Below are 26,378 nucleotides of genomic sequence, written 5' to 3'. Positions count from 1 at the left end.
TGACGGGGGTTTCTTTCCCGGCCGTGTCAGGGTCCGGCCGGCGCCGGTTCCGGCCACGCCGGAGCGGTCCGGCCGGTCCGGTTCAGGCGCGCCAGGGCAGTTCCGCCGTCACCCGGGTGGGGCCGCCCGAGGGGGAATCCACCACGAGGACGCCGTCCACCGCGTCCAGCCGGGCCGCGAGACCGGCCAGCCCGGAACCCCGGGCGGGGTCGGCGCCGCCCCGGCCGTCGTCGCTCACCTGGAGCAGCAGCCGGTCGTCCGACCGCCACACGTCGACCGAGGCGGACCGGGCCCCGCTGTGCTCGCTGACGTTGCGCAGCAGCTCGGAGACGGTGAAGTAGGCGATGCCCTCGATGGCCGGGGCCGGCCGGGCCGGCAGGTCGACCTCCACCCGGACCGGCACCGCGCAGCGGGAGGCGACCGCCGACAGCGCCGCGTCCAGACCCCGGTCGGTGAGCACGGCCGGGTGGATGCCCCGGGCCAGGTCGCGCAGCTCCTGGAGGGCCGTCTTCACCTCGCCGTGCGCCTCCTCCACCAGCCGGGCCGCCGCCCCCGGGTCGTCCCGCAGCTTCTCCTTCGCCAGCCCCAGGTCCATGGCCAGACCGGCCAGCCGGGCCTGGGCGCCGTCGTGCAGGGCCCGCTCGATGCGGCGCAGATCGGCGGAGGCCGCGTCGACCACCACCCCCCGGTCCGACTCCAGCTCCACCACCCGCGCCGACAGCGGCGACGGCCCGAGCAGCCCGCGCACCAACAGCCCGTCCACGGCCGTCAGGGCCCGCACCAGCCACGGGGCGACCAGCGTGAACGCCAGCCCCACCAGCGCGGTCAGCCCGATCTCGAAGGGATTGTCCAGGTAGACGCTGTGGTGGCGGTCGCCGTACAGCTGGAGACCGCCCTGACCGGCGTACGCCGGGAACACCCAGAACCACAGCGGGTACGTCAGCAGCGACCAGCCCAGGGTCCAGAAGGTCACCACCACAGTGAACGAGAACACCGCCCACGGGAACTGCACCAGCGCGTACAGCGCGTGCCGCCAGGAGGAGCCGCTCTTCAGCACCGCCCCCGTCCAGGCCACCGGGCCCGGCTTGGGCGGACGCAGCGGCTCCGGATCGGCCACCCGCAGGCCCAGCAGCGCCCGCGCCCGCGCCCGCTCCAGCACCCCGAACCCCCGGCAGCCGGCCAGCGCCGCCGCCAGCACCGGGATGCCGAGGAAGGTCACCAGCAGGCCCGCGCCGAGGGAGACCATCGTCACCGTCCAGCAGAACAGCACGGTCGCCACCGGCAGGCTCAGCAGCACATACCCGAACTCCCGCCAGCTGCGCGCCTCGAACGGCGCCCGCAGCCCGGCCGGCAGCCGGTGTGGCCGCTCGCTCCGGTAGGCGTACCCGTGTCCGTACTCCGTCGCCATCGGTGTCGTCCCGTTCTCCTCGTCCACGCGGCGGTTCAGCCGTACCTCCAGAGTGGTCCGCCGCGCGCTCCGGGGACATGGAGGCCGTCGGCGTCTTGAGCGGGGGGTTTTCCCCACCCCCGTGCCCACTCCCGTGCCCGCGCCCGGCCCGAAGCGGCCGCTGCTTCCCCGGATCCGGAGCGCGCGGCCCCGCGCGGCCTACTCCTGCCGGTCGCGCCAGGGCAGCTCCGCGGTGACCACCGTCGGGCCGCCGGGCGGGGAGTCGACCACGAACACGCCGTCCACCGCGCCCAGCCGCTCCGCCAGGCCCCGCATGCCGCTGCCCCCGTCGAGCCGGGCGCCGCCCCGGCCGTCGTCCCGTACCTGGAGCATCAGCCGGTCGTCCGCCCGCCAGGCGTCGACGGAGGCGGACCGGGCCGCGCTGTGCTTGCTGACGTTCTGGAGCAACTCGGAGACGGTGAAGTAGGCGATGCCCTCGATGGCCGGGGCCGGCCGGGCCGGCAGGTCCACGCTCACCTTCACCGGCACCGTGCAGCGGGAGGCGACCGCCGACAGCGCCGCGTCCAGGCCCCGGTCGGTGAGGACCGCCGGATGGATGCCCCGGGCCAGGTCGCGCAGCTCCTGGAGGGCCAGCTTCACCTCGCCGTGCGCCTCGTCCACCATCGCCGCCGCCGCGTCCGGGTCCTCCAGCAGCTTCTCCTTGGCCAGGCCCAGCCCCATGGCCAGGTTCACCAGCCGCGCCTGGGCGCCGTCGTGCAGGTCCCGCTCGATCCGGCGCAGGTCCGCCGCCGCCGTGTCCACCACGATCCCGCGGTCGGACTCCAGTTCGGCGATCCGGCGCTCCAGCTCGTCCGAGGGCGACAGCAGCCCGCGCACCATCGCCCGGTCCAGGTTCGCCATCAGCCGCGCCAGGTACGGCAGCACCGGCCATAGCACGAACAGCGAGGTCAGCACGGTGACGAAGGTGAGGATGCCCCACGGCAGCCGGATCACGTCGTACAGCAGGGTGCGCCAGCCCACCGGGTCCTTCAGCGCCATCCACACCCGATGCACCGGCCCCCCGCTCCTGGCGAGCGGCAGCGGCGACGGCTCCTCCACCCGCACCCCGAGCAGCTTGCGGGCCCGGGCCCGCTCCGCCTTGCCCAGCTGCCGGGCGATCAGCAGGCACACCGCGAGCAGCGGAAGCCCGATCACGGTGAGGGTGAGGGTGCCGCCGACCACCACCACGGTGAACGCGTACGTGAAACCGATCACCGCCACCGGCAGGTTCAGCAGCAGGTGCGCGATCTCCTTCCAGGTGTGCGCGTCGTAGGCCGGCCGGGGCGGAGGCAGCCGGTGCGGGCCGGCGCGTCCGTCGTCTGCGTCGGGGCCGCCGATCGGGGCGGCGGCGGGGCGGGGAGCGGTCATGCTGGTCAGCCTGCCGTGCCGGGCACCGTTCCCGCCATGTGGTAGGCCGCCCTGCGCCGCCGGGGGAAAACCCCACCCCGGCCCGCCCGGGCCGTCCCACGGCGTGACAGGCCGCTTACCCGCTCTTTATCAGGGCCTAGACTCGCGTGCGTACAGATCCTCGAACCACGAGGCATCACCCAGTGCACTAATTCACCACGGTCACGAGGTCAGGGAGCGAGGGACGGACGGTGCGGGAGACGTTGGGGGACTCGGCGGCCGCCGCGGGGCACGTCGTCGCGGCCGACTACTTCAGGTCCTACTCGGTGGTCGGGCTGCTCGCCCTCGTCGGCGTGCTGTTCGTCGCGGTCGCCTTCGGCGCCGGACGCCTGTTGCGCCCGGTCGTCCCGACCCCGGAGAAACTGCTGACCTACGAGTGCGGTGTCGACCCCGTCGGCGAGGGCTGGGCCCACACCCAGGTCCGCTACTACGTCTACGCCTTCCTCTACGTGATCTTCGCCGTCGACTCGATCTTCCTGTTCCCCTGGGCGACGGTCTTCGCCGCCCCCGGCTACGGCGCGGCGACCCTGGTGGAGATGTTCGTCTTCCTCGGTTTCCTCGCCGTGGGCCTGCTGTACGCATACAAGAAGGGCGTCCTGGCATGGACGTGAACCCGGACCCCGTTCTCCTGCCCGAGCCCAAGCGGCTGGGGGCGCTGGCGCGGCTGGCGCCCGAGCCGATGAAGGTGGTCCTGAACTGGGGCCGCCGCTATTCGCTGTGGGTGTTCAACTTCGGTCTCGCCTGCTGCGCGATCGAGTTCATCGCCGCGTCGATGGCCCGGCACGACTTCATCCGGCTCGGGGTCATCCCCTTCGCGCCGGGTCCCCGCCAGGCCGACCTGATGGTGGTCTCGGGCACCGTGACGGACAAGATGGCCCCGGCCGTCAAGCGCCTGTACGAGCAGATGCCCGAGCCGAAGTACGTCATCTCCTTCGGCGCGTGCTCCAACTGCGGCGGCCCCTACTGGGACTCCTACTCCGTCACCAAGGGCGTCGACCAGATCATCCCGGTGGACGTCTACGTCCCCGGCTGCCCGCCGCGCCCCGAGGCGCTGCTCCAGGGCATCCTCAAGCTCCAGGAGAAGATCGCCCGCGAGTCGCTCGGTGAGCGGTACGGCGACGGACCCGCCGGCCGGCCGTCCGCCGCGGCCCTGCGGAGCGGCCTGGTGCGGCCCCCGGCGCCGGCCGGTGAGGAGGGCCCGCGATGAGCACCGCCGCCGGCTGGCTGCCCGCCCCCGCCGAGGAACTCTTCGGCCCGGACGCCACGGCGGAGGAGTCGTACGACCTCCTGACCGTGGACGTACCGCCGTCCGCCTGGCTCACCGCCCTGGAGACGGCCCGTACGACCCTGGGCTGCACCTACTTCGACTGGCTGAGCGCGGTCGACGAACCGGGCACGGGCTTCCGGGTCGCCGCGCACGTCGTCGCCCTGCACCCGGTCCGCCGTCTCCTCGTGCGTACGACGGTCCCGCACGAGGCCCCCGCCCTGCCCTCCGCCACCGGCGTCTACGCGGGCGCGGGCTGGCACGAGCGCGAGACCCACGAGATGTTCGGCGTCGTCTTCGAGGGCCACCCGGGCCTGGAGCACCTGCTCCTCCCCGAGAACTTCGAGGGCCACCCCCTCCGCAAGGACTTCGTCCTCGCCGCCCGGGTCGCCAAGGCGTGGCCGGGCGCCAAGGAGCCCGGCGAGTCCGAGCACGGCGGTCCCAAGCGCCGCCAGATGCTGCCGCCGGGCGTCCCCGACCCCAACGAATGGGGCCCCCTGAAGGGCCAGCTCCCCCCGGCCCCCGCCCGCCCGGCCAGGACGGCGGCGCCCCGCGCGACAGGCGATCGCCCGGTACGCCGCACCCGCTCGGCCTCCGAGGGCTCGGCGAGCCAGACGACGGCCCAGGCGGGGGCTGCCGCCGGGGAGGCCGCCGCTCCGGGTACGGGGGTGGGTACGGAGCCGAGTACGGGTGCGCCTGCTCGGCCGCGGCGGATGCGGAGTGCGAGCGAGGGTTCGGCGAGCCAGGTGGCCCGGCCGGGGGCTGCCGCACCGGGTGGGGATGCGAGTGTTCCCGCACGGCCGCGCCGGATGCGCAGTGCCGGTGAGGGCTCGGCGAGTCAGCAGGCGGCCCGGGCCGAGGACGCGGCGCCGCTCAAGGAGGCCGCGGCCGAGGGCGATGCGACGGGTGCGGCGGCACAGGGACCGGTGGAAGGCCCGGCCGCCGAGGCATCGGTGGCCCACGAGCCCGGACCCGCGCCCGCCCCGACGCGCCGTGCCCGCAGCGCCTCGGAGGGCTCGGCCTCCCAGCGCGCCCGCGCCCCGCGCAGCGCGGACGCCCCCTGGCACCACGCCCGCCCGGCCTTCGAGGAGCCGGAACCGGCCCCCGAGCCGGAGCCCCGCGAGGCGACCGAGCCGGAGCGGACCGGGAAGCCGGAGCGGGCTTCGGAGCCGCGGCCGGAATCACGGCGTGAGCCGGCACAGCAGTCCGAGCCGAAGAAGCAGCGTGCGCCGGAGCCGCGGCCCGAGCCGGAACCTCAGCCCGAGCCGGAATCACGGCGCGCGTCGGCACCGCAACCGGCACCGGGCGAGGCCCCGGCAGCCGAGCGCTCGCCGGCCCCGGCACCCGGCGAGGCCCCCTCAGCCGAGCCCGGCCCCGCTCCCGAGCCCGGACCCGCCTCCGAGCCCGGCCGACCCCGTACTCCCCGAACCCCAGCCACCCCCGACGACCCCGACCCGGGCAACGACCCCGACCCCGGCACCGACCCCACAGGAGGCCCGCAGTGAACGACGTGCTGGACGTCGCGCTGCGACTCCTCGTCGTGTTCGCCGTCTTCCTCACCTTCCCGCTGATCGTCGGCCAGACCGAGCACAAGGTGATGGCCCACATGCAGGGCCGCCTCGGCCCGATGTACGCGGGCGGATTCCACGGCTGGGCCCAGCTGATCGCCGACGGCGTGAAGTTCGCGCAGAAGGAGGACGTGGTCCCGGCGGGCGCCGACCGCCGTGTCTTCCAGCTCGCTCCCGCCGTCGCCCTGCTGCCGTACCTCCTCGTCCTGCTCGCCATCCCGATCGGCCCGGGCGAGGGCGCCGTCGGCCAGGTCCTCGACGCCGGCGTGTTCTTCGTCCTCGCGGTGATGGGCGTCGGCGTGCTCGGCTCGCTGATGGCCGGCTGGGCCAGCGCCAACAAGTTCTCCCTGCTCGGCGGCCTGCGCACGGCCGCCCAGCTGCTCTCCTACGAACTGCCGATGCTGCTGGCGGCGGCCTCCGTCGCGATGGCGGCCGGCACCGTCTCGCTGCCCGGCATCCTGCACGCCTTCCACTGGTGGTGGCTGCCGTGGCAGATCGTCGGCGCGATCGTCTTCTTCGTCGCCGGACTCGCCGAACTGCAACGCCCGCCGTTCGACATGCCGGTCGCCGACTCCGAGATCATCTTCGGCGCGTACACCGAGTACACCGGTCTGCGCTTCGCCCTGTTCCTGCTCGCCGAGTACGCGGGCATCGTCGTCCTGTGCGGCCTGACCACCGTCCTCTTCCTCGGCGGCTGGCACGGCCCGTGGGGCGCCGACGGCCTCGGCTGGGTGTGGACCCTGCTGAAGACCGCGGTCCTCGCCTTCCTCGTGATCTGGCTCCGCGTGACCTATCCGCGGCTGCGCGAGGACCAGCTCCAGAAGCTGTCCTGGACCCTGCTCGTCCCCCTCTCCCTCGCCCAGATCGCCCTCACCGGCATCGTCAAGGTGGTGATCTCCTAAATGGCCCCCATCCCCGGCTCCGGCCTCGCCAAGGGCCTGGCCGTCACCCTGCGCACGATGACGAGGAAGTCCGTCACCGAGCAGTACCCGGACGCCCTGCCCGAGCTGCCGCCCCGTACCCGCGGGGTGATCGGGCTGTTCGAGGAGAACTGCACGGTCTGCATGCTGTGCGCCCGCGAGTGCCCGGACTGGTGCATCTACATCGACTCCCACAAGGAGACCGTCCCGCCCGCCGCCCCCGGCGGCCGGGAGCGCAGCCGCAACGTCCTCGACCGGTTCGCGATCGACTTCTCCCTGTGCATGTACTGCGGTATCTGCATCGAGGTCTGTCCTTTCGACGCGCTGTTCTGGTCCCCGGAGTTCGAGTACGCCGAGACCGACATCCGCGACCTCACCCACGAGTGGGACAAGCTCCGCGAGTGGATGTGGACCGTGCCGGCCCCGCCCGCCCTGGACCCCGGCGCCGAGGAACCCAAGGAGATCGCCGCGGCCCGCAAGACCGCCGAGAAGCTGGCCGCAACCCAGGCGCAGCCGGGGGAGGGCACGTCATGACGCTCGCCCAGGCCCCGCACGGCTTCCTGTCCCCGACCGGCGTCGAGATCGCCTTCCTGCTCGTCGGTCTGGTCACCCTCGGCGCCGCGCTGGTCACCGTCACCACCCGGCAGCTGGTGCACGCCGCCCTGTGGCTGGTGGTCGCGCTCGGCGGCCTCGCCGTGGAGTACCTGCTGCTCACTGCCGAGTTCATCGCCTGGGTGCAGGTGCTGATCTACGTCGGCTCCGTCGTCGTCCTCCTGCTGTTCGGTCTGATGCTCACCAAGGCCCCGATCGGCCGCTCCCCGGACGCCGACTCCGGCAACCGCTGGGCCGCCCTGGCCGTCGCGGTGGCCGCCGCCGTCGCCTTGGTCTGGGTGGTCGTGGACGCCTTCCGCACCACCTGGATCGACCTGGACGGCCCGGCCGCCGGCACCACCGAGGTCACCGGCGCGAGCCTGTTCCGGCACTGGGTGCTGCCGTTCGAGGCCCTGTCCGTGCTGCTCCTCGCGGCACTGGTCGGCGCGATCGTGCTGTCCCGCAAGGCCAAGGCCGACGCCCCGCCCGCGGCCCCCGGGAAGGAAGGCGCCCGCTGATGCACCTCGCCTATCCCGCCGTACTCTCCGCCCTCCTGTTCTGCACCGGCCTGTACGGCGTCCTCGCCCGCCGCAACGCGATCCTGGTCCTGATGTCGGTCGAGCTGATGCTCAACGCCGTCAACCTCAACCTGGTCGCCTTCGACGTGTGGCTCAGCCGGACCGCGCGGGAGACCCTGCACTCCGGCCAGGCACTGACCCTGTTCACCATCGCCATCGCCGCCGCCGAGATCGGCATCGGCCTGGCGATCGTGCTCGCGGTGTACCGCAACCGCGGCACCTCCGACATCGACAAGCTCCGCGACACCGCCGAGGGTCCCGACGCGGAGGGCCCCGACAGCGACCACCCCGCGGCCGAGAAGGCTGAGGCCACCGCGTGACCACGACCACCCTCGCCGTCCTCGTCCCCCTCCTGCCGTTCCTGGGCGCCGCGGCCGGCCTGCTGCTCGGCCGCACCGCCCCCGGGTTCGTCCGCCCGCTCGCCGTGCTCCCGCCGCTGGCCTCGCTGGTCCTGGCCGCGCTGGTCGCCGCGCGCCAGGGCGGCGGCACGGCCGTGGACGCCCACACCGAGCTGACGCCCACCGGGTCCGTGCCCATCGAGCTGGCCCTGCACATCGACGGCTTCGCCGCGCTCGTCGCCGTCCTGGTCACCTGCGTCGCGACCTGCGTGCAGATCTACTCCACCGGCTATCTGCGCGACGACCCGCGCTACCCGTCGTACGCCGCGCTCGTCTCCCTGTTCACCTCCGCGATGCTCCTGGTCGTCTACTCCGGCGATCTGATGGTGCTGCTGGTCGGCTGGGAAGTGATGGGCATCTGCTCCTACTTCCTGGTCGGCCACTACTGGGAGACCCCCGAGGCCCGCGCCGCCTCGCTGAAGGCATTCCTGGTCACCAAGCTCGGCGACGTGCCGTTCCTGATCGGCCTGTTCGCGCTGGCCGGCGACGCCGGGTCGTTCCGGCTCACCCGGATCCTCGGGGCCGTCACGAGCGGCGGCATCGACCACCCGACACTGGTGGCGCTGCTGCTGCTCGCGGGCGTCGCGGGCAAGTCGGCGCAGTTCCCGCTGCACACCTGGCTCCCGGACGCGATGGCGGGCCCGACGCCCGTGTCCGCGCTGATCCACGCCGCGACGATGGTCGCCGCCGGTGTCTACTTCATCGCCCGTCTCCTTCCGCTGTTCGAGGCATCCCGGGCCGCGATGGTGGTCCTCGCCGTCATGGCCGCCGTCACGATGGCCGGCTCCGCCCTCGCCGCGCTCGCCCAGGACGACATCAAGCGCGTCCTCGCCTACTCGACCGTGGGCCAGCTCGGCTACATGACCGGCGCCCTCGCCGTCGGCGACCGCGGTGCCGCCGTCTTCCACCTCCTCGCGCACGGCGCCTTCAAGGCGCTGCTGTTCCTCGCGGCCGGCGTGGTCATCCACGCCGCCGGCACCAACTCGCTGGCCGCCATGTCCCGCATGCGGGGCCTGCGCGACCGCGTCCCGGACGCCTACTGGACGATGACCGTGGCGCTGCTCGCGCTCGCCGCGATCCCGCCGTTCAGCGGCTTCTTCTCCAAGGAGTCCGTCCTCGGCGCCGCCGAACACGTCGCCCAGGGCCACACCGGGCACGCCCCCGGCGCGGCCGGCTGGATCGTGCTCGTCGCCGGCCTGCTCACCGCCCTGCTGACCGCCGCCTACGCGGCCCGGCTGTGGCTGCTGGCCTTCCGGGGCCGGGGAACCGAGGCCCCGGACCACGGACGCCAGCCGCTGTCGATGACCGTGGTGCTCTGGGTCCTCGCGATCCCCTCCCTCGCCCTCGGCGGGCTCGCCTACCGCGTCCTGCCCGACTGGTTCGACGGCCGCGACCTCACCCCGACCCCGCTCACCTCCATCCTCGGCACGGGCCTCGCCCTGGTCGGCGGGCTGCTCACCTACGGCGCCTGGCAGCGCACCACCGCGCTCGCCGCCCGCTCCCCGCTGGGCGCGGTCGCCGCCCACCCCGAGGCGGACGCCGGACTGGTCGAGGCCGAGGCCATCGCCACCCACCGCCCGGCCTACGGCGACGTCGCCCACGCGCCCGACCCGGCGGACCCCGCACGGCTGCTGCTCGGCCCGCTGCACCGGCCCGCCGCGGCGGGCTTCCACCTGGACGCCGTGTACGCGGCGCTGTTCGTCCGCCCGGTGCGGGCCGGGGCGAGCCTCGTGCGCTTCCTGGACCGCGAGGTCGTCGACACCTACGTGCACGGTGCCGCCGCCCTGCCCCGGCTGCTCGGGGCCGCCGTCCGGCGGGCGCAGACCGGCAATGTGCAGACCTATGTGAGCGCGCTGCTCGCCGGCACCGTCGTCCTGGCGGTCGCCGTCCTCCTCGTCGCCACGGGAGCGTGAGCAGGCGTGATCGATATCAACGAGTCCGTGATGCAGTTCCTTCTGGCATTCGTCGTCGTCGGCCCGCTCCTCGGCGCCGTCGCCGCGCTCCTCCCGGCCCCGCCCGGACTGAAGGGGAAGTCGCCCGAGCAGGCCGTGCTGCGGCACGGCGTGACCGTCACCGGCGCGATCCTTCTCGCCGCGATCGTCCTCGCGCTCGGCTTCGACCACGGCCATCCGTCGAAGACACAGGCCACGACCGACATCAGCTGGATCCCCGCGCTCGACGTGCGGATCCACCTCGGCATCGACGGCATCTCCCTCCCCCTTCTGGTCCTGACCGCGCTGCTGACCTTCCTCTGCGCGCTCTACTCCTACTTCAAGCCGCCGGCGGGCCCGGCCCCGAAGGCGTTCGTCGCACTCCTGCTGCTGCTGGAGTCCGGCACCCTCGCCACCTTCGCCGTGCTCGACCTGCTGCTGTTCTTCCTCGCGTTCGAGATGGTGCTCATCCCGATGTACTTCCTCATCGCCCGCTGGGGCGGTGCGGGCCGGACCCGGGCCGCGTGGAAGTTCATCCTGTTCACGCTGCTCGGTTCCGTGGTCATGCTGCTCGGCCTGCTCCTGATCGGGATCGAGGCGGGCACGTTCGACATGGTGGCACTCGCCACTGACAACGGCCGGTCGCTGACCACATCCGTGCAGGTCATCGCCGTTCTGGCGATCGGGATCGGGCTCGCGGTGAAGACGCCGATGTGGCCGCTGCACAGCTGGCTGCCCGACGCCCACACCGCCGCGCCGACCGTCGGCTCGGTCCTGCTGGCCGGTGTCCTGCTGAAGATGGGTACGTACGGGTTCGTTCGGATCGTCCTGCCGGTCGCGCCGGACGGCTTCCGCGTCTTCGCGCCGTACCTCGCCGCGTTCGCCGTCGTCGGGATCGTCTACGGATCCCTGGCCTGCCTGGCCCTCGCCCGGCAGGGCGCCAAGGGCGACCTCAAGCGGCTGATCGCCTACTCCTCCGTCGGCCACATGGGCTTCGTCCTGCTCGGCATCGCCAGCACCACCCCGACCGGCGTGAACGGCGCCCTGTTCGCCAACATCGCCCACGGCCTCATCACCGGCCTGCTGTTCTTCCTGGTCGGCGCGCTGAAGGACCGTACCGGCAGCACCGACCTGGACACCCTGGCCGAGGAGACGGGCGCCGCGCTGTACGGCAGGGCCCCGCGCCTCGGCGGCCTCCTCGCCTTCGCCGCGGTCGCCTCCCTCGGCCTGCCCGGACTCGCCGGATTCTGGGGCGAGATGCTCGCCCTGTTCGGCTCCTTCCGGCCCGCCGCCGGCCTGAGCCGCCCGGCCTTCCTCACCTTCATGGCGATCGGCGCGTTCGGCACCCTGCTCACGGCCGCGTACATGCTGATCGTGGTCCGCCGCGTCTGCATGGGCGGCGCGGACCGCGAGACGGCGAAGCTCGCCGACGTCCACGGCTACGAGTTCGCCGCCTGGACCCCGCTGGTCGCTCTCACCGTCCTCGCCGGACTGTGGCCGAAGGCCCTGCTCGGCCTGACCGACCCGGCCGTGCAGCAGCTCCTCGCAGGAGGCACCCGATGAGCGCCCAGCCGCTTGCCGAGTCGCTGGTCCAGTCCGTCGACTGGCTCGCGATCGCCCCGCCCACCCTCGCGGCCGTCGTCGCGCTCGCCGTCCTCGTCGCCGACCTGTTCGTGCCAGAGCCCCGCAAGGCCGTGCTCGGCTGGGTCTCGGTCGCCGGGCTCGCCGCGGCGACGGCGCTGCTGCTGCCCCTCCTGGACGGCGACCGCGCCACCTTCTGCACCGGCGGCCCCGCGCGCGCGTGCAGCTACACCGCCGACCACTTCACCCTCGTCGTCCAGTTCCTGGTGCTCGGCGGGGCCCTGCTCGCGGCCCTGCTGTCCGTCACCCACCTGGACGACGAGCGGCGGCGCGTCCCGGCGGGCGAGTTCTGGTTCCTGCTGCTGTCCTCCGCGGCCGGCGCCGCCCTGCTGCCCGCCTCCCGCGACCTGGCCACGCTGATCGTCGCCCTGGAGGTCGCCTCGCTGCCCGCGTTCGCCCTCGTCGGCATCCGGCACGGCGACAAGCGGTCCTCCGAGGCCGCGCTGAAGTTCTTCCTGTCCTCGGTCACCGCCACCGCGGTCAGCCTGATGGGCGTCAGCTTCGTCTACGCCTCCACCGGCACGCTCTACCTCACCCAGGCCGCCCAGCGCCTGACGCACGTCGACGGGCAGCTGCACACCCTCGCCCAGGCCGGTGTCGTACTGACCCTCGTCGGCTTCGCCTTCAAGACGGCCGCCGCGCCCTTCCACTTCTGGGTGCCCGACACCTACGTGGGCGCGCCCCTGCCCGTCGCCGCCTATCTGTCGGTCGTCGGCAAGGCGGTCGGCTTCTCCGGCCTGATCCTCGTCACCGTCGTCGCGTTCCCCTCGTACGCCGACGTCTGGGGGCCCGCGCTCGCCGTCCTGGCCGCCCTCACCATGACCGCCGGCAACGTCGCCGCCCTGCGCCAGCGGGCCTCGCGCGCGTACAGCGCCGTACGGCTGCTCGCCTGGTCCTCCGTCGGCCAGGCCGGCTATCTGCTGGTGCCGATCGCCGCCGCCGGATACACCAAGGACGCCGAGCGGGCGATCGGCTCCACCGTCGCCTACGCCCTGATGTACGCCGCCGTGAACCTCGGCGCCTTCGCCGTGGCCGCCCTGGTGGGCCGCGGCCGGCCGCTGAACCGCGTCGCCGACTACCGGGGCCTGTACGCCACCAACCCGCTCAGCGCGCTGCTGCTGGCCTTCTTCCTGCTGTGCCTGGCCGGACTGCCGCCGGGCGTCATCGGCCTGTTCGCCAAGGTCACCGTGTTCTCGGCGGCCGTCGACGCACACCTGGGCTGGCTCGCCGTGGTCATGGCCGTCAACGTCGTGATCGCCCTCTTCTACTACCTCCAGTGGACGGCCCTGCTGTTCCGCGCCCCCGAGGGCGAGCCCGTCCGGCACCGGGTCCCGGCCCCCCTCACGGCCGCGCTCGCCCTCACCGGAGTCCTCGGCGTCGCCCTGTCCGGAGCGCCCCAGCTGGTCCTCCGTTTCGCGTCCGGCGGACTCTTCTAGGAGTCGGCACGCGCGCGCGGGGCACCCGTTGGGCCCCGCGCGCGGACGGGCGAAAGTCCACGTCACCCGCCCGGCCGGGGCGGACGGCAGCAGGCGCGCGGGAACTCGCGGGCCCCGCCCGGCGTTGTCCGAAGCGGGAGGGTCCACTGGATCGGGGTGATCCCCAGCAGCACGACTTGGAGGGCGCACCGTGCACCGCCGGCACAACGGGCTCAGGACGGCCGTACTCCTCGGAGGGCTGTCCGCGCTCATCATCGTCATCGGAGGCTTCTTCGGCCGCACCGGGCTGGTCGTCGCCGTCCTGGTCGCCCTGGGCACGAACGCGTACGCGTACTGGAACAGCGACAAGCTCGCGCTGCGCGCCATGCGCGCCCGCCCGGTCAGCGAGTTCGAGGCCCCGGCGCTGTACCGGATGGTGCGGGAGCTGTCCACGCAGGCCCGCCAGCCCATGCCCCGGCTGTACATCTCGCCGACCGAGGCCCCGAACGCCTTCGCCACCGGCCGCAACCCGCGCAACGCGGCCGTGTGCTGCACCGAGGGCATCCTGCGCCTGCTGGACGAGCGCGAGCTGCGCGGCGTCATCGGCCATGAACTGAGCCACGTCTACAACCGGGACATCCTCATCTCCTCGGTCGCCGGCGCGCTCGCCTCCGTGATCATGTTCCTGGTGAACTTCGCCTGGCTGATCCCGGTCGGCCGCTCGGACGACGACGAGGGGCCCGGCCTGTTCGGCATGCTGCTGATCATGCTCCTCGGCCCGCTCGCCGCCTCCCTGATCCAGTTGGCCATCAGCCGCTCCCGGGAGTACGAGGCGGACGCCTCCGGCGCCCAGCTCACCGGCGACCCGCTCGCCCTCGCCAGTGCCCTGCGCAAGCTGGAGACGGGCACCAAGCAGCTTCCGCTGCCCCCCGAGCCCCGGATCGAGACGGCGAGCCACATGATGATCGCCAACCCCTTCCGGCCGGGCCAGGGCATGTCCAAGATGTTCTCCACCCACCCGCCGATGGCGGAGCGCATCGCCCGCCTGGAAAGGATGGCAGGACAACCGTGAAGACCGTCCTGAACGTCATCTGGCTCGTCCTGTCCGGCTTCTGGCTGTTCCTCGGGTACCTCTTCGCCGGTGTCCTGCTGTGCGTCACGGTCATCGGCATCCCCTTCGGGATCGCCGCCTTCCGCATCGGCGTCTACGCCCTGTGGCCCTTCGGGCACACCACGGTCGAGCGGCGTGACGCGGGCGCGCCCTCCTGCGTGGGCAACGCGCTGTGGCTGATCCTGGCCGGTTGGTGGCTGGCGCTCGCCCACATCGTGACCGGTGTCCTGCTGTGCGTCACGGTCATCGGCATCCCGTTCGGCATCGCCAACTTCAAGCTGATACCGGTCTCCCTGCTGCCGCTGGGCCGCGAGATCGTCCCCAGCGACCGGCCGTTCGCCGCCCGCTGACCGCCGTACGTCCCGCCGGGCGACCGGAAGGGCCTCAGGCCCCGCGCCGGCCCGCCCGCCACCGCCGCAGGCCGTAGACCGCCACGCCCAGCGCGAGCACACCCGCGCCGGCCGCCACCGACACCGGCGGCAGCGCGAACGCCAGCACGGCGCAGCCCAGCAGGCCCACCGCGGGCACCACGCGGGCGCGCGGGGCCGCGCTCAGCGTCCAGGCCGAGGCGTTGGCGACGGCGTAGTAGGCGAGCACGCCGAAGGACGAGAAACCGATCGCGCCGCGCACGTCCACCGTCGCCGCCAACACGGCCACCACCGCGCCCACCGCCGCCTCCGCCCGGTGCGGCACCCGGAACCGCGGGTGCACGGCCGCCAGCGCGCCCGGCAGATGCCCGTCACGGGCCATGGCGAGCGTCGTACGGGACACCCCGAGGATCAGCGCCAGCAGCGAGCCCAGAGCCGCCACCGCCGCCCCGGCCCGCACCACGGGCGCCAGCCCCGGCGCCCCGGCCGCCCGCACCGCGTCGGCCAGCGGCGCCGCCGCGTGCCCCAGCCGGTCCGCGCCGAGCACGCCGAGCACCGAGACGGCCACGGCCGCGTACACCACCAGGGCGATCCCCAGCGCCAGCGGAACGGCCCTCGGGATCGTGCGCGCCGGGTCGCGCACCTCCTCCCCGAGGGTGGCGATCCGCGCGTACCCGGCGAACGCGAAGAACAGCAGCCCGGCCGCCTGGAGCACCCCGCCCGGGCCCGCCGAGGGGCCGGTGCCCAGCCGTCCGGCGTCCGCGCGGCCCGAGGCCAGGCACACCACGACCACGGCCGCGAGCACGGCCAGGACGACGGCCACGATGCCCCGCGTCAGCCACGCCGACTTCTGGATCCCGCCGTAGTTCACGGCGGTCAGCGCCAGCACGGCGGCGACCGCCACCGCGTGCGCCTGCCCCGGCCACACATACGTGCCCACGGTGAGCGCCATGGCCGCGCAGGAGGCCGTCTTGCCGACCACGAAGGCCCAGCCGGCCAGATAGCCCCAGAAGGCGCCCAGCCGCTCCCTGCCGTACACATAGGTGCCGCCGGAGGCCGGATAGCGGGCGGCCAGCCGGGCGGAGGACAGCGCGTTGCAGTAGGCCACCACGGCGGCGAGGGCGAGCCCGGCGAGCAGCCCGGACCCGGCCGCCCGCGCGGCGGGGCCCGGCGCCGCGAACACCCCGGCGCCGACCATCGAACCCAGGCCCACGACCACGGCGTCCCGCAGGCCCAGACCGCGGCGCAGACCGGCATCCGTACGTGTCATGCGCCGCACCCTACTGAGCGTGGCAACCGGCGGGCGGACGCGGGCGTCTTCCTTCTTGACACGGCACGAACACGCGCGCGTGCCGCACACCGGGCCCACGGCCGAAGACCGGGGCACGGACAGCGCGGACACGGCGCGGGAGGGCAGGTTCACGGCATGGGCATCATCAGCTGGATCATCCTGGGGCTGCTGGCCGGGGCCATCGCCAAGCTCCTGCTGCCGGGCCGCGACCCCGGCGGCTTCATCGGGACGACCCTCATCGGCATCGCGGGCGCGTTCCTCGGCGGCTGGATCTCGGCGCGCTGGCTGGACCACCCGGTCAGCAAGCACTTCTACGACGGCGCGACCTGGGCGGCGGCCATCGGCGGTTCCCTGGTGCTGCTGATCGTCTACCGCCTCCTGTTCGGCAACTCGCGCGACTGAACGCGGCCGGGGGAGCTCCGGGCAGCACGGAAGGGCGGGTACCCCACGGCACCCGCCCTTCTCGCGTTCCGTACGTCTAGCGGTAGTTCACGAACTGCAGCGCGAAGTCGAAGTCCTTGCCCTTCAGGAGGGCGATCACGGTCTGGAGGTCGTCGCGGCTCTTGGAGCTGACGCGCAGCTCGTCACCCTGGACCTGCGCCTTCACGCCCTTCGGGCCCTCGTCGCGGATGATCTTCGCCACCTTCTTGGCGTTCTCCTGGGAGATGCCCTCCTGGATCGACGCGAAGAGCTTGTACTCCTTGCCGGAGAGCTGCGGCTCGCCCGCGTCCAGCGCCTTCAGCGAGATGCCGCGCTTGACGAGCTTGGACTGGAAGACGTCGAGAACGGCCTTCACCCGGTCCTCGGAGTTCGCCTCCATGAGGATCTTGTCCTCACCGGACCACTTGATCGAAGCCCCCACGCCCTTGAAGTCGTAGCGCTGCGAGATCTCCTTGGCGGTCTGGTTGAGGGCGTTGTCGACCTCCTGCCGCTCGACCTTCGAGACGATGTCGAAACTGGAGTCGGCCATGTCCTGTGGCTCCTTGCATCGGGTTGCGGATGGGGTGGGTGCCGGCGCGCGGCGGCGGCCGCCGGGCCCGGTGGTGCACCGGGCCGCATCCGCACCAGCCTAGCCACCCCGCGCCCCCGCATGCGGAGATCAACCGGGTGGCGAAGCACCCCCACGCATCGGGTATTGTTTACGTCGTTGCCGGGGAACACCGCCGAAAAGCGGGGTCCGTGACGGCAGCAGTACCAGGCGGTGTGCCCGAGCGGCCAAAGGGAGCAGACTGTAAATCTGCCGGCTCAGCCTTCCCAGGTTCGAATCCTGGCGCCGCCACACGGTAGCGAGAGCCCCGTGATCTGCGATACGCAGGTCACGGGGCTTTTGTCGTACGCGGGTCAAGCCGGTGGGCCGGGGCGCAGGGCGAGCAGGGCGATGTCGTCGGTGGTGTCGCGGCCGAACCTGAGGATCAGCTCGTCGCAGAAGACGTCCAGCGGGGTCCGCGCCTGGGCGGCGGTGGACCGGCGGAGCCTGCTCATGGCCTCGTCCAGCGACTCACCGCGGCGTTCGATGAGGCCGTCCGTGAAGAACAGCAGCGTGGAGTGGGGCGGCAGCAGCTCCCAGGCGGACCGGCGGGGCAGCTGCGGGTCCATCCCGATCAGCAGGCCCCGGCCCGCGTCCAGGTACCGCGTCCCGCCCTCCTGGGTGGTCAGCAGGGGCGGCAGGTGGCCGGCCGAGGAGTAGTGCAGGTACGTCGTGTGGGCGTCGCTCTTGACCAGGCCGTACACGCAGGTGGCGGTGGACTGCGGGTTCAGGGTCTGGCTCGCCAGGTCCAGGCGGCGCAGGACCTCCTCGGGCGGTTCCTGCCGGTCGACGGCGATACCGCGCAGCATGTTGCGCAGGGTGCTCATGGCGACCGCGGCCTGGAGATCGTGACCGGACACGTCCCCGATGACCAGCACGATGTCACCGCCCGGTAGCGTGAAGGCGTCGTACCAGTCGCCGCCGACCTCGGCCGTGGTGCTGGACGGCACATAGCGGGCGGCCAGCTCCAGGCGGTCGGCGCGGGGCAGCTCGGGCAGCAGCGCGCGCTGGAGGTGCTCGGCGTTGGAGCGGGCGTGCTGGTGCAGACGGGCGTTGTCCACCCCGAGCGCGACCGCGCGGACCAGCTCCGCGATCAAGGGCACGTCCTCCTTGGCGAACGGGTGCCCGGCATCGGTGCGGACCATGGTCAGGGCGCCGAACACCGCGCGCTCGGCCCGCAGCGGGGCGACGACCGCGCTGCTCCCGCCCAGCCGCCGCACGAGGTCGTGCTGCCGGGCGTCCAGGGGGCTCGGCGGGTCGTCGGGCGGGGTGATGTCGGTGACCAGCAGCGGACCGGCGCCGCGGAGCACTCTGAGCAGCGAGCTCTGGGTGATCCCGGACGCCGGCGGCAGCGTGCCGAGGTGCTCCTCGGACACCGACACCTGGGGGTCGCGGTGCACGACACAGACCCGCTCCAGCCGCCCCTGCCCGTCGACCAGGTCCACCACGCACCAGTCGGCCAGGCCCCGGGTCAGGACGTGGCACACCCGTCGCAGCCGCTCGTCCGGATCGAGGGTGCTGGTCAGCGCCATCCCGGTGTCGGCGAACAGGGACAGCCACTCCGGTGCCGCCGTCTCCGTGCTCAGCGTCTTGGTCTTCTTGGTGGTGGTCGGCAGGTGCACCGGGCCCGGCACCGGCCGGGTGGCGGGGCGGCCGTCCGCGGGGGCGTCCGGCGGGGCGGGGGGAGCCGTCGTCGTGGCGAGCTGGGCGACGAACACGGACCGTCCGTCGATCGCCTCCTGCGTCTGGATGGTGAGGCGGATCGGGACCACCCGGCCGTCCTGGTGCAGCGCGGGCACCGGTATCGGGCGGCCCAGGATGCGGGACTCCCCGGTGAGCAGCAGCGAGGTGAAGGCCGACACATGGCGTCGGCGGAGGTGTTCGGGCATGAGCACGGTCAGCGGCCGGCCGACGAGATCGTGCGCCGGCCAGCCCAGCAGGCCCGACGCGGCGTCGTTCACCGCGACGATCCGGTTGGTGTCGTCGGCCGCCACCGTCGGCACCAGGGCCGCCTCCACCTCGCTCGCGTCCCAGGGCGCCAGATCCGTCGGGTTGGCGCCCGGGGCGCCGGTGACCTGCGTCCACGAGGTGGGCTGTCCGCCGAGCAGCTGACCGGCGATCTGGTCGAGCAGCCAGTTCCGGAAGGCCCGGATGTGCGGCAGGGGCGGCAGGACCAGCAGGCTCTCCTGCTGTGCCGCCGTGTCGGCGGCGTCGAGGACCCGGCGCAGCGTCGCGATGCGGGGCCCCGCGTCCGCCGCGAACGCCACCCGCAGGGAGAGCGTCGAACTGTCGGGGGTCTCCTGCTCCACCGCCGCCGTCATGGACGCGCAGATCATGCCGCTGGTGTCCTGGGCGGCGGCGAGGTCCTCCGGGCGCACCCCGGCCCGCAAGGCGCCGGCGCGGGCGAGGAACAGCTCGCGCAGCAGCCCCTCCCACTGCTGCTGGGCCGCCCAGTAGAGGGCGTACGGTACGTCGTTCAGCGTCACGGTGACGGTCCGGCCGGGCGGCGCCACGGTCTCCCACGCGGACGCCGGCGGCGCCGGTGCCTCGGGCCACAGCTCGAACCAGACCGTCTTGCGGTCCTCCCCGCTGTGCACGCCGTGGCTGGTGGCCAGCTCCTCGACCAGGGCCAGACCCCTGCCGGTGCAGGCGTACAGGTGGCGGACGTGCGGTACCAGCCCGTGGTCCGGGCGGTGATCGCTGACCCGCACATGGGCCTGGCCCTCGACGGTCCACGCCTCCACCTCGATCCCGGTGCGCGCGTGGAGGACCGCGTTGGTCACCAGCTCGCCGGTCAGCAGCTCGGCGGTGTCCAGCACGTCCGGCGCCAGACCGTCCAGCACCGACCGTACGAACCTCCGGGCCACCACGACGTTCTCCGGCGCGGGAGACAGGTGCCGTGCCGACGCTCCCGGAGGGATCGGGCTGCCCATACCGGCTGGGTGCCCAGAACCCCGCACATGAAGTCCGCGCGCCCCGGAAAAGGGTCGCCGGCCGGGTGCGGCGCCGCGTACGTTCGTGCGCATGGCCGACGACTGCTTCGCGCATCCGCGTCTCGCCGCGGTCTACGACGCGCTCGACGACGGCCGGGCGGACCTCGACGCGTATCTGGGCATGGCGGAGGAGTTCGGGGCGCGCCGGGTGCTGGACATCGGCTGCGGGACCGGTGTGTTCGCCCTCCTGCTGGCCGGGCGCGGGACCGAGGTCGTCGGCGTCGACCCCGCCCGGGCCTCCCTGGACGTCGCCCGGGCCAAACCGGGTGGTGAGCGCGTCCGCTGGATCCACGGCGACGCCACCGCCCTCCCGCCGCTCCGGGTGGACCTGGCGACGATGACGGGCAACGTCGCCCAGGCCGTCGTCGATCCGCACGCGTGGCGGGAGACGCTGCGGGGAGCCCGGGAAGCGCTGCGGCCCGGCGGGCGGCTGGTCTTCGAGACCCGCGACCCGGCCCGGCGCGGCTGGACGGAGTGGACCCGTGAGCGGTCGTACGTCGTGACGGAGGTCCCCGGTGCTGGAACGGTCGAGTACTGGGTCGAGCTGACCGAGGTGAGCGGGCCGCTGGTGACCTTCCGGCAGAGCTACGCCTTCGCGGCGGACGGACAGGTGCTCACCTCGGACTCCACGCTGCGCTTCCGGGAGCGGGCGGAGGTCGAGCGGGACCTGCTCGCGCACGGCTACGTGCTGGAGGAGGTCCGGGACGCCCCCGACAGACCGGGAAGGGAGCTGGTCTTCGTGGCCCGCCGCCCGTGAACTCCGGGACGCTCCCGAAGCCCTGGTGCCATCACCTCGACGCTTCCAGGACGACCGGCCCGGGTGCGGGTCCGGGCGGTCCGGACGATGCTGGAGCCATGGCCGGGAAGCGTCCCATCATCGTGCACCTGCCGTCCCCGACCGGCGGCCGCCGGGTGCGGGTCGACGGCGAGATCCTCGGACTCGCGCACAACGTGCGGGACCTCGTGGAGTTCCTGCGCCGGGCGGGGCTGGAGATCGAACCGGAGGAGGTCGCCGACTCGCCGCTGATCGACTGGCGCGGAGTGGGCCCCGACCGGTGGGAGGCGGAGACCCGGACCTGACCACCCGGCAGCTCCGGCAGCTCCGGCAGCTCCGGCAGCCCCGTCAGCCTCCCGCCGCCGTTCGTACGCGACTTGACGGCCGGTCGAGGTCCCGGCGCGCCGGCGGGCACACTGGCGGCATGTCCTCCCGACGCAGAACCTGCCCCGTGTGCCACCGCGACATCGCCGTCGTAGCGGGCCGCTTCGCACGCCACGACCCGCCCGGGGCGCGGGCGAACGGCGACCTCGTCTCCTGCGCGGGATCCCGGCGGCACGCGCAACTGGGCGCCGCCCAGCCCTCCTTGGACGGCTACGCCGTACCCGACTTCCCCGGTCAGCTGCCCCTGTTCTGAGTCCGCTCAGTTCCCGGCCACCGACTTGACCGCGACCGACACCGGCGTGGAACCGCTGATCAGCTCCAGCGTCAGACCGGCCGTCGCGGGCGTGTCCACCAGCTCCGCGAGGACGGTCGCGACATCGTCCCGGGGGACGGAGCCGCGCCCGGTGTGCGCCTCCATGCGGACCAGCCCGGTGCCCGGCTCGTCCGTCAGCGCGCCGGGGCGCAGGATCGTCCAGTCCAGCGCCTCCTGCCGGGTGATGTACGCGTCGGCCTCGCCCTTGGCGCGCAGATACGCGTCGAAGACCTCGTCCCCCTGGTGCGCGGGGTCCGCGCCCATCGCGGACACCACCAGGAAGCGCCGCACGCGCGCGCGTACGGCGGCGTCCGCGAACAGCACCGCCGCGCCCCGGTCCACCGTGTCCTTGCGGGCCGCGCCGCTGCCCGGGCCCGCGCCCGCCGCGAAGACCGCGGCGTCAGCGCCCTGGAGATGCGCCGCGACCTCCTCCACGAGGGCCGACTCCAGGTCGAGCAGGACCGGTTCGGCGCCGGCCGCCCGCAGGTCGTCGCCCTGCTCCAGGGTGCGGATGATCCCCGCCACCTCGTCACCGCGCGCGGAGAGCAGGCGCTCCAGCCGCAACGCGATCTGACCATGACCACCAGCGATGACAATGCGCATGATTCCGACCGTACGCCCGAAGGGCCGCACCCGCCGCACGAGTCGACCGGCGTGACACCGGCCCCGGCACGCGCGCGTGGCCACGCGCGCGTGCGGCCCTGCCGGACCCCGCCCGGCACCTCCTCAGGACAGCTCTCCGCGGCCCTGCCGGGGCAGCCCCGGTTCCCCCGTCCCCGTCGACTGGCAGTACTCGCGTACCGCGCTCGTACGGGCCACCACGCGGCCCCGGTGCACCACGATCCTGCTGTAGGCCAGGGAGAGCGCCCCGGCCAGCCGGTCGCCGCGTACGGCCAGCAACTCGGCCGGGAAGCCCGCCTCCACCCGCACCTGGGGCAGGCCCAGCGCCGCACGGGCCGAGGCCGACACGGCGTCGTAGGCGTCCTCCGGGCGCAGACCGTGGACGGACGCGAGGAGGTACGCCGCCTCCAGGGGGTCGCCGCGGCCGACGGGGTTGGAGATGTCGCGCAGCGCCCCGCCGCCGGCCGTCACCCGGACCCCGGCCGCGCGCAGCAGCCGTACCGGTGCCGTGCCGCGCCGGCCGGCGCCGCCGCAGGTGCCCTGGGGCAGGCAGACCACCGTCACGCCGGCCGCCGCGAGCCGGTCGGCGGCGCGCGAGGCGACCTGGGCGGGCAGGCGCGCGAGACCGGCGCACGGCCCGATCGTCACGCCGGGGCGCAGGCCCCCGGCCATGGCCGCGAGCCGGGCCAGCCGGGCCGGGTCGGCGGCGTCGGTGTGCAGGTCCACCGGACAGCCGTGCTCGGAGGCCACCTCCAGGACCGCCTCCACGTAGCCGGTGGGGTCCGGGTCCAGGTCCGGGCAGCCGCCCACCACCGAGGCGCCCATCTTCACCGCGTCCCGCAGCATCGCCAGCCCGTCGGCCCCGGCCACCCCGGTCAGCAGCCGGGGCATCGCCACCGTCGTCAGCTCCGCCAGCCCCCGCAGCGACCGCCGGGCCCGCAGCACCGCGCCGAGCGCGCCGAGCCCCTGGACGTCGCCCACGCGCACGTGCGCGCGCACCGCCGTCGCGCCGAGCCCGAGGTGCAGCAGGGCCGCCTGGGTCGCCCGGCGCTGGACGTCCTCGGGGGCGTACGACACCGGACCGGGGTGCTCGGCGGACAGCGCGGTGTCCCCGTGGGCGTGCGGTTCGGCCGGGGCCGGCAGCAGCAGATAGCCGCTCAGGTCCACCCGGGTGAGGCCCGTACGGGCCGGGTCCGGCGCGAGGCTGCCGGCCGTGCCCACCGCCTCGATGCGCCCGCCGCCGAGCCGTACGTCCACGGTCCGGCCGTCGGCCAGCCGCGCCCCGCACAGCAGCAGGGCGGCCGGGCCGGACGGCCCCGGGGCCCCCGGTGGGCCTGGCGGGTTCGACGGCGGTTGCGGCTGCGGCTGGCTGTCGGGCATCGCGCTCCAGGTCGGCGGGAGGGGCTCGGTCGGGCCGGCGTGAGGCGGGGGCGCGTGCGTCGCCCCAAGATCACGCAGGGCGAGTCGAGCCTAGGCTCGCGAGCCGCGCCGATACGGCAGGAGCGCAATAGTCGTACCGGCGTGGTCCGCCCCCTCCGGCACCTCGCGGAGGGCCGCCGGACGGGCGGCGGGATACGGATTTGGGCGAACGGCTGCGGACCGTGTAATGTCTTCATCGCTCGCCCCAATAGCTCAGTCGGCAGAGCGTCTCCATGGTAAGGAGAAGGTCAACGGTTCGATTCCGTTTTGGGGCTCTGATGTGAGAGGTTCCCGTCGCGAGACGGGAGCTGATCTCATCAAAGCGGTGTAGCTCAGTCGGTAGAGCAAGCGGCTCATAATCGCTGTGTCACCGGTTCAAGTCCGGTCACCGCTACTGACAGTAGCCGATTGCGGGGTCGGTCCTTCGATCGGCTACTCTTTCTTGCGTTGAACCAGTCCATCCGTTCGTCTTAGGAGCACTCACGTGGCTGCCACCGACGTCCGCCCGAAGATCACGCTGGCCTGCGTGGAGTGCAAGGAGCGGAACTACATCACCAAGAAGAACCGGCGTAACAACCCGGACCGTCTTGAGATGAAGAAGCACTGCCCGCGTTGCAACGCGCACACCGCGCACCGCGAAACGCGATAAATCAGGCTCGTCCGTGAGGCCGTCCCCTTCCGAGGGGGCGGCCTCACGGCGTTTCCACGGCCCGTCCCGCATCGAGCCCCCCACCGGCCCCCTGCGTATTCCGCGGCCGGTTTCCGGCTAATTTGGGGCCATCACAGCAGAGATCAGGAGGTGCCGGGCCATGGCGCTCGACCAGTCCTTCGTGGGACGGACCTACCCGCCCACCGCTCCCTATGAGGTGGGCCGGGAGAAGATCCGCGAGTTCGCCGAAGCGGTGGGCGAGACCAACCCGGTGTACACCGATCCCGAGGCCGCCAAGGAATTCGGCCACCCCGATGTGATCGCCCCGCCGACCTTCGTGTTCTCCATCACCTTCCGGGCCGCCGGACAGGTCGTCCAGGACCCGCAGCTCGGCCTGGACTACAGCCGCGTGGTGCACGGCGACCAGAAGTTCGCCTACGCCCGCCCGGTGCGCGCCGGCGACCGGCTCACGGTCACCTCCACCATTGAGGCGATCAAGTCCCTCGCGGGCAACGACATCCTGGACATCCGCGGCGAGGTCCACGACGAGACCGGCGAGCTCGTCGTGACCGCCTGGACCAAGCTCGTGGCCCGCGCGGCCGAGGAGGCGTGAGGACCCGATGACGGCGAAGATCGCGTACGACGAGGTCGAGGTCGGCACCGAGCTGCCGGCGCGGAGCTTCCCCGTGACGCGCGCCACGCTGGTGCGCTACGCCGGGGCCTCCGGGGACTTCAACCCGATCCACTGGAACGAGAAGTTCGCCAAGGAGGTGGGCCTGCCGGACGTCATCGCGCACGGCATGTTCACCATGGCCGAGGCGATCCGCGTGGTCACGGACTGGACCGGGGACCCCGGCGCGGTCGTGGAGTACGGCGTCCGCTTCACCCGGCCCGTCGTCGTCCCGAACGACGACCAGGGCGCGCTGATCGAGGTCAGCGGCAAGGTCGCGGCCAAGCTGGACGACCACACCGTCCGGGTGGACCTGACGGCCACGAGCGCCGGCCAGAAGGTGCTGGGCATGTCCCGGGCGGTCGTACGCCTGGCCTGACGGAGCCCGAGCCGATGTAAGGGGCGTCCTCCTTTGAGGGACGCCCCTTACGCGTTCCCTGTTCTGCCGGTGCCCGGCGTTCCCGCGGGCGGGTGCTCCCCGCCTGCCCGGACCCCTCGGTGACGTCTCGTACGCTTGGCCCCGTGCAGGTACTCCACGACGCCCCCCTTGCCCCGCTGACCACCTTCCGGCTGGGCGGCCCCGCGACCCGGCTGATCACGGCCGGCACCGACGCCGAGGTGATCGCCGCGGTGCGCGAGGCCGACGACAGCGGCACACCGCTGCTGGTCATCGGCGGCGGCTCGAACCTGGTCATCGGCGACAAGGGGTTCGACGGCACCGCGCTGCGCATCGCCACGCGCGGGTTCGAACTGCGCGGCGGCACGCTGGAACTGGCGGCCGGCGAAGTGTGGAGCGACGCCGTCGCCCGCACCGTGGAGGCCGGGCTCGCCGGGATCGAGTGCCTGGCCGGCATCCCCGGCTCCGCGGGCGCCACGCCGATCCAGAACGTGGGCGCCTACGGCCAGGAGGTCTCCTCGACGATCACCGAGGTGATCGCGTACGACCGCCGGGCCGGCGAGACCGTCACCCTGACGAACGAGGAGTGCGCCTTCTCGTACCGCCACAGCCGCTTCAAGGCCGACCCGGACCGCTATGTCGTGCTCCGGGTCCGTTTCGCGCTGGAGGACGCGGACGGGCTGTCCGCGCCGCTGAAGTACGCCGAGACCGCCCGCGCGCTCGGCGTGGCGACCGGCGACCGGGTACCGCTCGCCGACGCCCGCGAGACCGTGCTGAAGCTGCGCGCCGGGAAGGGCATGGTGCTGGACCCCGAGGACCACGACACCTGGTCCGCCGGCTCCTTCTTCACCAACCCGATCCTCACCGACGAACAGTTCGCCGCCTTCCACGCGCGCGTGCGCGAGCGGCTGGGCGAGGGCGTCGAACCGCCCGCCTACCCGGCGGGGGAGGGCCGTACGAAGACCTCCGCGGCCTGGCTGATCGACAAGGCGGGCTTCACCAAGGGCTACGGCACCGGCCCCGCCCGCATCTCCACCAAGCACACCCTCGCCCTGACCAACCGGGGCGAGGCCACCACGGAGGACCTCCTCGCCCTGGCCCGCGAGGTGGTCGACGGAGTCCGCGCCGCCTTCGGCGTCACGCTCGTCAACGAGCCGGTGACCGTCGGCGTCAGCCTGTAGGGCCGGGACCGCCGGGACC

At 73.5% G+C, this 26,378-nt stretch carries 27 protein-coding genes and 3 tRNA genes; 23 read left to right on the top strand and 7 right to left on the bottom strand.

The window, feature by feature from the left end:
* Positions 1–82: 82 nt before the first annotated feature.
* The gene (locus tag ACSURM_RS15580; protein ID WP_436961108.1) at positions 83–1,408 is read right to left on the bottom strand and encodes a sensor histidine kinase; all 1,326 of its coding nucleotides are present in this window, start codon (positions 1,406–1,408) and stop codon (positions 83–85) included.
* 198 nt (positions 1,409–1,606) lie between these two features.
* Positions 1,607–2,815: a sensor histidine kinase gene (locus ACSURM_RS15575; protein WP_436955607.1), complete on the bottom strand. Its 1,209-nt coding sequence runs from the start codon at positions 2,813–2,815 to the stop codon at positions 1,607–1,609.
* 230 nt (positions 2,816–3,045) lie between these two features.
* On the opposite strand from ACSURM_RS15575, the gene ACSURM_RS15570 reads away from it, so the two are divergent.
* The 12 genes from ACSURM_RS15570 (at position 3,046) to ACSURM_RS15515 (ending at position 14,621) form a co-directional block, all read left to right on the top strand.
* Positions 3,046–3,465, top strand: a complete 420-nt coding sequence (locus ACSURM_RS15570; protein ID WP_359048746.1) for an NADH-quinone oxidoreductase subunit A — start codon at positions 3,046–3,048, stop codon at positions 3,463–3,465.
* Entirely contained in the window at positions 3,456–4,061 is a 606-nt protein-coding gene (locus tag ACSURM_RS15565) for an NADH-quinone oxidoreductase subunit B (RefSeq protein ID WP_359048744.1), read from the top strand. Before ACSURM_RS15570 ends, ACSURM_RS15565 begins: the two co-directional genes overlap by 10 nt.
* Entirely contained in the window at positions 4,058–5,623 is a 1,566-nt protein-coding gene (locus tag ACSURM_RS15560; protein WP_436955604.1) for an NADH-quinone oxidoreductase subunit C, read from the top strand. The genes ACSURM_RS15565 and ACSURM_RS15560 overlap by 4 nt, the downstream gene beginning before the upstream one ends.
* Positions 5,620–6,588, top strand: coding sequence for a complex I subunit 1/NuoH family protein (locus ACSURM_RS15555; RefSeq protein WP_436955602.1), 969 nt, complete (start codon positions 5,620–5,622; stop codon positions 6,586–6,588). The genes ACSURM_RS15560 and ACSURM_RS15555 overlap by 4 nt, the downstream gene beginning before the upstream one ends.
* Complete coding sequence (locus ACSURM_RS15550) at positions 6,589–7,140, top strand: NuoI/complex I 23 kDa subunit family protein (RefSeq protein ID WP_436955598.1); 552 nt, start codon at positions 6,589–6,591, stop codon at positions 7,138–7,140.
* A complete protein-coding gene (locus ACSURM_RS15545) occupies positions 7,137–7,715 on the top strand; it encodes an NADH-quinone oxidoreductase subunit J family protein (protein ID WP_436955596.1) in 579 nt (192 codons plus the stop codon). Before ACSURM_RS15550 ends, ACSURM_RS15545 begins: the two co-directional genes overlap by 4 nt.
* Positions 7,715–8,095: an NADH-quinone oxidoreductase subunit NuoK gene (gene nuoK, locus ACSURM_RS15540; protein WP_189994234.1), complete on the top strand. Its 381-nt coding sequence runs from the start codon at positions 7,715–7,717 to the stop codon at positions 8,093–8,095. Before ACSURM_RS15545 ends, nuoK begins: the two co-directional genes overlap by 1 nt.
* Positions 8,092–10,086, top strand: coding sequence for an NADH-quinone oxidoreductase subunit 5 family protein (locus ACSURM_RS15535; protein ID WP_436955594.1), 1,995 nt, complete (start codon positions 8,092–8,094; stop codon positions 10,084–10,086). Before nuoK ends, ACSURM_RS15535 begins: the two co-directional genes overlap by 4 nt.
* A gap of 6 nt (positions 10,087–10,092) precedes the next feature.
* Entirely contained in the window at positions 10,093–11,667 is a 1,575-nt protein-coding gene (locus ACSURM_RS15530) for a complex I subunit 4 family protein (protein WP_436955592.1), read from the top strand.
* Positions 11,664–13,181: an NADH-quinone oxidoreductase subunit N gene (locus tag ACSURM_RS15525; protein WP_436955590.1), complete on the top strand. Its 1,518-nt coding sequence runs from the start codon at positions 11,664–11,666 to the stop codon at positions 13,179–13,181. Before ACSURM_RS15530 ends, ACSURM_RS15525 begins: the two co-directional genes overlap by 4 nt.
* A 190-nt stretch (positions 13,182–13,371) precedes the next feature.
* Positions 13,372–14,232 (top strand): zinc metalloprotease HtpX, encoded by an 861-nt coding sequence (gene htpX, locus ACSURM_RS15520; RefSeq protein ID WP_436955588.1) that lies wholly within the window; start codon positions 13,372–13,374, stop codon positions 14,230–14,232.
* Positions 14,229–14,621, top strand: a complete 393-nt coding sequence (locus ACSURM_RS15515) for a YccF domain-containing protein (protein WP_436955586.1) — start codon at positions 14,229–14,231, stop codon at positions 14,619–14,621. The genes htpX and ACSURM_RS15515 overlap by 4 nt, the downstream gene beginning before the upstream one ends.
* A gap of 34 nt (positions 14,622–14,655) precedes the next feature.
* Here the strand turns inward: ACSURM_RS15515 and ACSURM_RS15510 are convergent, their stop codons facing one another.
* The gene (locus ACSURM_RS15510) at positions 14,656–15,909 is read right to left on the bottom strand and encodes an APC family permease (protein WP_436955584.1); all 1,254 of its coding nucleotides are present in this window, start codon (positions 15,907–15,909) and stop codon (positions 14,656–14,658) included.
* A gap of 156 nt (positions 15,910–16,065) precedes the next feature.
* Here ACSURM_RS15510 and ACSURM_RS15505 point away from each other — a divergent pair, with 156 nt between their 5' ends.
* Positions 16,066–16,332 (top strand): GlsB/YeaQ/YmgE family stress response membrane protein, encoded by a 267-nt coding sequence (locus ACSURM_RS15505; RefSeq protein ID WP_436955582.1) that lies wholly within the window; start codon positions 16,066–16,068, stop codon positions 16,330–16,332.
* Positions 16,333–16,408: 76 nt separating this feature from the next.
* Here the strand turns inward: ACSURM_RS15505 and ACSURM_RS15500 are convergent, their stop codons facing one another.
* Positions 16,409–16,900 (bottom strand): YajQ family cyclic di-GMP-binding protein, encoded by a 492-nt coding sequence (locus ACSURM_RS15500; RefSeq protein WP_436955580.1) that lies wholly within the window; start codon positions 16,898–16,900, stop codon positions 16,409–16,411.
* 227 nt (positions 16,901–17,127) lie between these two features.
* On the opposite strand from ACSURM_RS15500, the gene ACSURM_RS15495 reads away from it, so the two are divergent.
* Positions 17,128–17,209: transfer RNA gene (locus ACSURM_RS15495), tRNA-Tyr, on the top strand.
* 62 nt (positions 17,210–17,271) lie between these two features.
* Here ACSURM_RS15495 and ACSURM_RS15490 read toward each other — a convergent pair.
* Complete coding sequence (locus ACSURM_RS15490) at positions 17,272–19,890, bottom strand: SpoIIE family protein phosphatase (protein ID WP_436955578.1); 2,619 nt, start codon at positions 19,888–19,890, stop codon at positions 17,272–17,274.
* A 91-nt stretch (positions 19,891–19,981) separates the two neighbouring features.
* Here ACSURM_RS15490 and ACSURM_RS15485 point away from each other — a divergent pair, with 91 nt between their 5' ends.
* From ACSURM_RS15485 to ACSURM_RS15475, 3 genes are all read left to right on the top strand, one after another.
* The gene (locus tag ACSURM_RS15485; protein WP_436955576.1) at positions 19,982–20,707 is read left to right on the top strand and encodes a class I SAM-dependent methyltransferase; all 726 of its coding nucleotides are present in this window, start codon (positions 19,982–19,984) and stop codon (positions 20,705–20,707) included.
* Positions 20,708–20,805: 98 nt separating this feature from the next.
* Complete coding sequence (locus ACSURM_RS15480) at positions 20,806–21,030, top strand: hypothetical protein (protein WP_030641125.1); 225 nt, start codon at positions 20,806–20,808, stop codon at positions 21,028–21,030.
* Positions 21,031–21,149: 119 nt separating this feature from the next.
* Entirely contained in the window at positions 21,150–21,362 is a 213-nt protein-coding gene (locus ACSURM_RS15475; RefSeq protein ID WP_436955574.1) for a hypothetical protein, read from the top strand.
* A 6-nt stretch (positions 21,363–21,368) separates the two neighbouring features.
* Here ACSURM_RS15475 and ACSURM_RS15470 read toward each other — a convergent pair whose 3' ends face one another.
* Both ACSURM_RS15470 and ACSURM_RS15465 read right to left on the bottom strand, forming a co-directional pair.
* Positions 21,369–22,025 (bottom strand): SDR family oxidoreductase, encoded by a 657-nt coding sequence (locus tag ACSURM_RS15470; RefSeq protein ID WP_436955573.1) that lies wholly within the window; start codon positions 22,023–22,025, stop codon positions 21,369–21,371.
* Positions 22,026–22,148: 123 nt separating this feature from the next.
* A complete protein-coding gene (locus ACSURM_RS15465) occupies positions 22,149–23,423 on the bottom strand; it encodes a hydrolase (RefSeq protein ID WP_436955571.1) in 1,275 nt (424 codons plus the stop codon).
* A gap of 241 nt (positions 23,424–23,664) precedes the next feature.
* Between ACSURM_RS15465 and ACSURM_RS15460 the strand changes: the two genes are divergently transcribed.
* From ACSURM_RS15460 to ACSURM_RS15435, 6 genes are all read left to right on the top strand, one after another.
* A tRNA-Thr gene (locus ACSURM_RS15460) sits at positions 23,665–23,737 on the top strand.
* Positions 23,738–23,783: 46 nt separating this feature from the next.
* Positions 23,784–23,856: transfer RNA gene (locus ACSURM_RS15455), tRNA-Met, on the top strand.
* Between the two features lie 90 nt (positions 23,857–23,946).
* Positions 23,947–24,111: a 50S ribosomal protein L33 gene (rpmG, locus tag ACSURM_RS15450; protein WP_003948671.1), complete on the top strand. Its 165-nt coding sequence runs from the start codon at positions 23,947–23,949 to the stop codon at positions 24,109–24,111.
* A 160-nt stretch (positions 24,112–24,271) separates the two neighbouring features.
* Entirely contained in the window at positions 24,272–24,724 is a 453-nt protein-coding gene (locus ACSURM_RS15445) for a MaoC family dehydratase N-terminal domain-containing protein (RefSeq protein ID WP_359051337.1), read from the top strand.
* A gap of 7 nt (positions 24,725–24,731) precedes the next feature.
* Positions 24,732–25,160 (top strand): MaoC family dehydratase, encoded by a 429-nt coding sequence (locus ACSURM_RS15440; protein WP_030778424.1) that lies wholly within the window; start codon positions 24,732–24,734, stop codon positions 25,158–25,160.
* Between the two features lie 143 nt (positions 25,161–25,303).
* Positions 25,304–26,359 carry a UDP-N-acetylmuramate dehydrogenase gene (locus ACSURM_RS15435; RefSeq protein ID WP_436955569.1) on the top strand — a complete coding sequence of 352 codons (1,056 nt, stop codon included), beginning with the start codon at positions 25,304–25,306 and terminating at the stop codon, positions 26,357–26,359.
* Positions 26,360–26,378: the final 19 nt, after the last annotated feature.

This window comes from Streptomyces sp. SudanB182_2057 (assembly GCF_964272715.1).
Classification (GTDB): domain Bacteria; phylum Actinomycetota; class Actinomycetes; order Streptomycetales; family Streptomycetaceae; genus Streptomyces; species Streptomyces rubradiris.
Note: the sequence above shows the minus strand (reverse complement) of the source record. Positions and strands in the feature narration are given on the sequence as shown.

Excerpts from the sequence above, each read along its gene's own strand:
- ACSURM_RS15440 (WP_030778424.1), top strand. The coding sequence starts at position 24,732 with ATGACGGCGAAGATCGCGTACGACGAGGTCGAGGTCGGCACCGAGCTG.
- ACSURM_RS15445 (WP_359051337.1), top strand. The coding sequence starts at position 24,272 with ATGGCGCTCGACCAGTCCTTCGTGGGACGGACCTACCCGCCCACCGCT.
- ACSURM_RS15485 (WP_436955576.1), top strand. The coding sequence starts at position 19,982 with ATGGCCGACGACTGCTTCGCGCATCCGCGTCTCGCCGCGGTCTACGAC.
- ACSURM_RS15525 (WP_436955590.1), top strand. The coding sequence starts at position 11,664 with ATGAGCGCCCAGCCGCTTGCCGAGTCGCTGGTCCAGTCCGTCGACTGG.
- ACSURM_RS15475 (WP_436955574.1), top strand. The coding sequence starts at position 21,150 with ATGTCCTCCCGACGCAGAACCTGCCCCGTGTGCCACCGCGACATCGCC.
- ACSURM_RS15505 (WP_436955582.1), top strand. The coding sequence starts at position 16,066 with ATGGGCATCATCAGCTGGATCATCCTGGGGCTGCTGGCCGGGGCCATC.
- ACSURM_RS15560 (WP_436955604.1), top strand. The coding sequence starts at position 4,058 with ATGAGCACCGCCGCCGGCTGGCTGCCCGCCCCCGCCGAGGAACTCTTC.
- ACSURM_RS15510 (WP_436955584.1), bottom strand. The coding sequence starts at position 15,909 with ATGACACGTACGGATGCCGGTCTGCGCCGCGGTCTGGGCCTGCGGGAC.
- ACSURM_RS15490 (WP_436955578.1), bottom strand. The coding sequence starts at position 19,890 with ATGGGCAGCCCGATCCCTCCGGGAGCGTCGGCACGGCACCTGTCTCCC.
- ACSURM_RS15575 (WP_436955607.1), bottom strand. The coding sequence starts at position 2,815 with ATGACCGCTCCCCGCCCCGCCGCCGCCCCGATCGGCGGCCCCGACGCA.
- ACSURM_RS15565 (WP_359048744.1), top strand. The coding sequence starts at position 3,456 with ATGGACGTGAACCCGGACCCCGTTCTCCTGCCCGAGCCCAAGCGGCTG.
- nuoK (WP_189994234.1), top strand. The coding sequence starts at position 7,715 with ATGCACCTCGCCTATCCCGCCGTACTCTCCGCCCTCCTGTTCTGCACC.
- ACSURM_RS15545 (WP_436955596.1), top strand. The coding sequence starts at position 7,137 with ATGACGCTCGCCCAGGCCCCGCACGGCTTCCTGTCCCCGACCGGCGTC.
- ACSURM_RS15550 (WP_436955598.1), top strand. The coding sequence starts at position 6,589 with ATGGCCCCCATCCCCGGCTCCGGCCTCGCCAAGGGCCTGGCCGTCACC.
- ACSURM_RS15465 (WP_436955571.1), bottom strand. The coding sequence starts at position 23,423 with ATGCCCGACAGCCAGCCGCAGCCGCAACCGCCGTCGAACCCGCCAGGC.
- ACSURM_RS15480 (WP_030641125.1), top strand. The coding sequence starts at position 20,806 with ATGGCCGGGAAGCGTCCCATCATCGTGCACCTGCCGTCCCCGACCGGC.
- ACSURM_RS15580 (WP_436961108.1), bottom strand. The coding sequence starts at position 1,408 with ATGGCGACGGAGTACGGACACGGGTACGCCTACCGGAGCGAGCGGCCA.
- ACSURM_RS15470 (WP_436955573.1), bottom strand. The coding sequence starts at position 22,025 with ATGCGCATTGTCATCGCTGGTGGTCATGGTCAGATCGCGTTGCGGCTG.
- ACSURM_RS15500 (WP_436955580.1), bottom strand. The coding sequence starts at position 16,900 with ATGGCCGACTCCAGTTTCGACATCGTCTCGAAGGTCGAGCGGCAGGAG.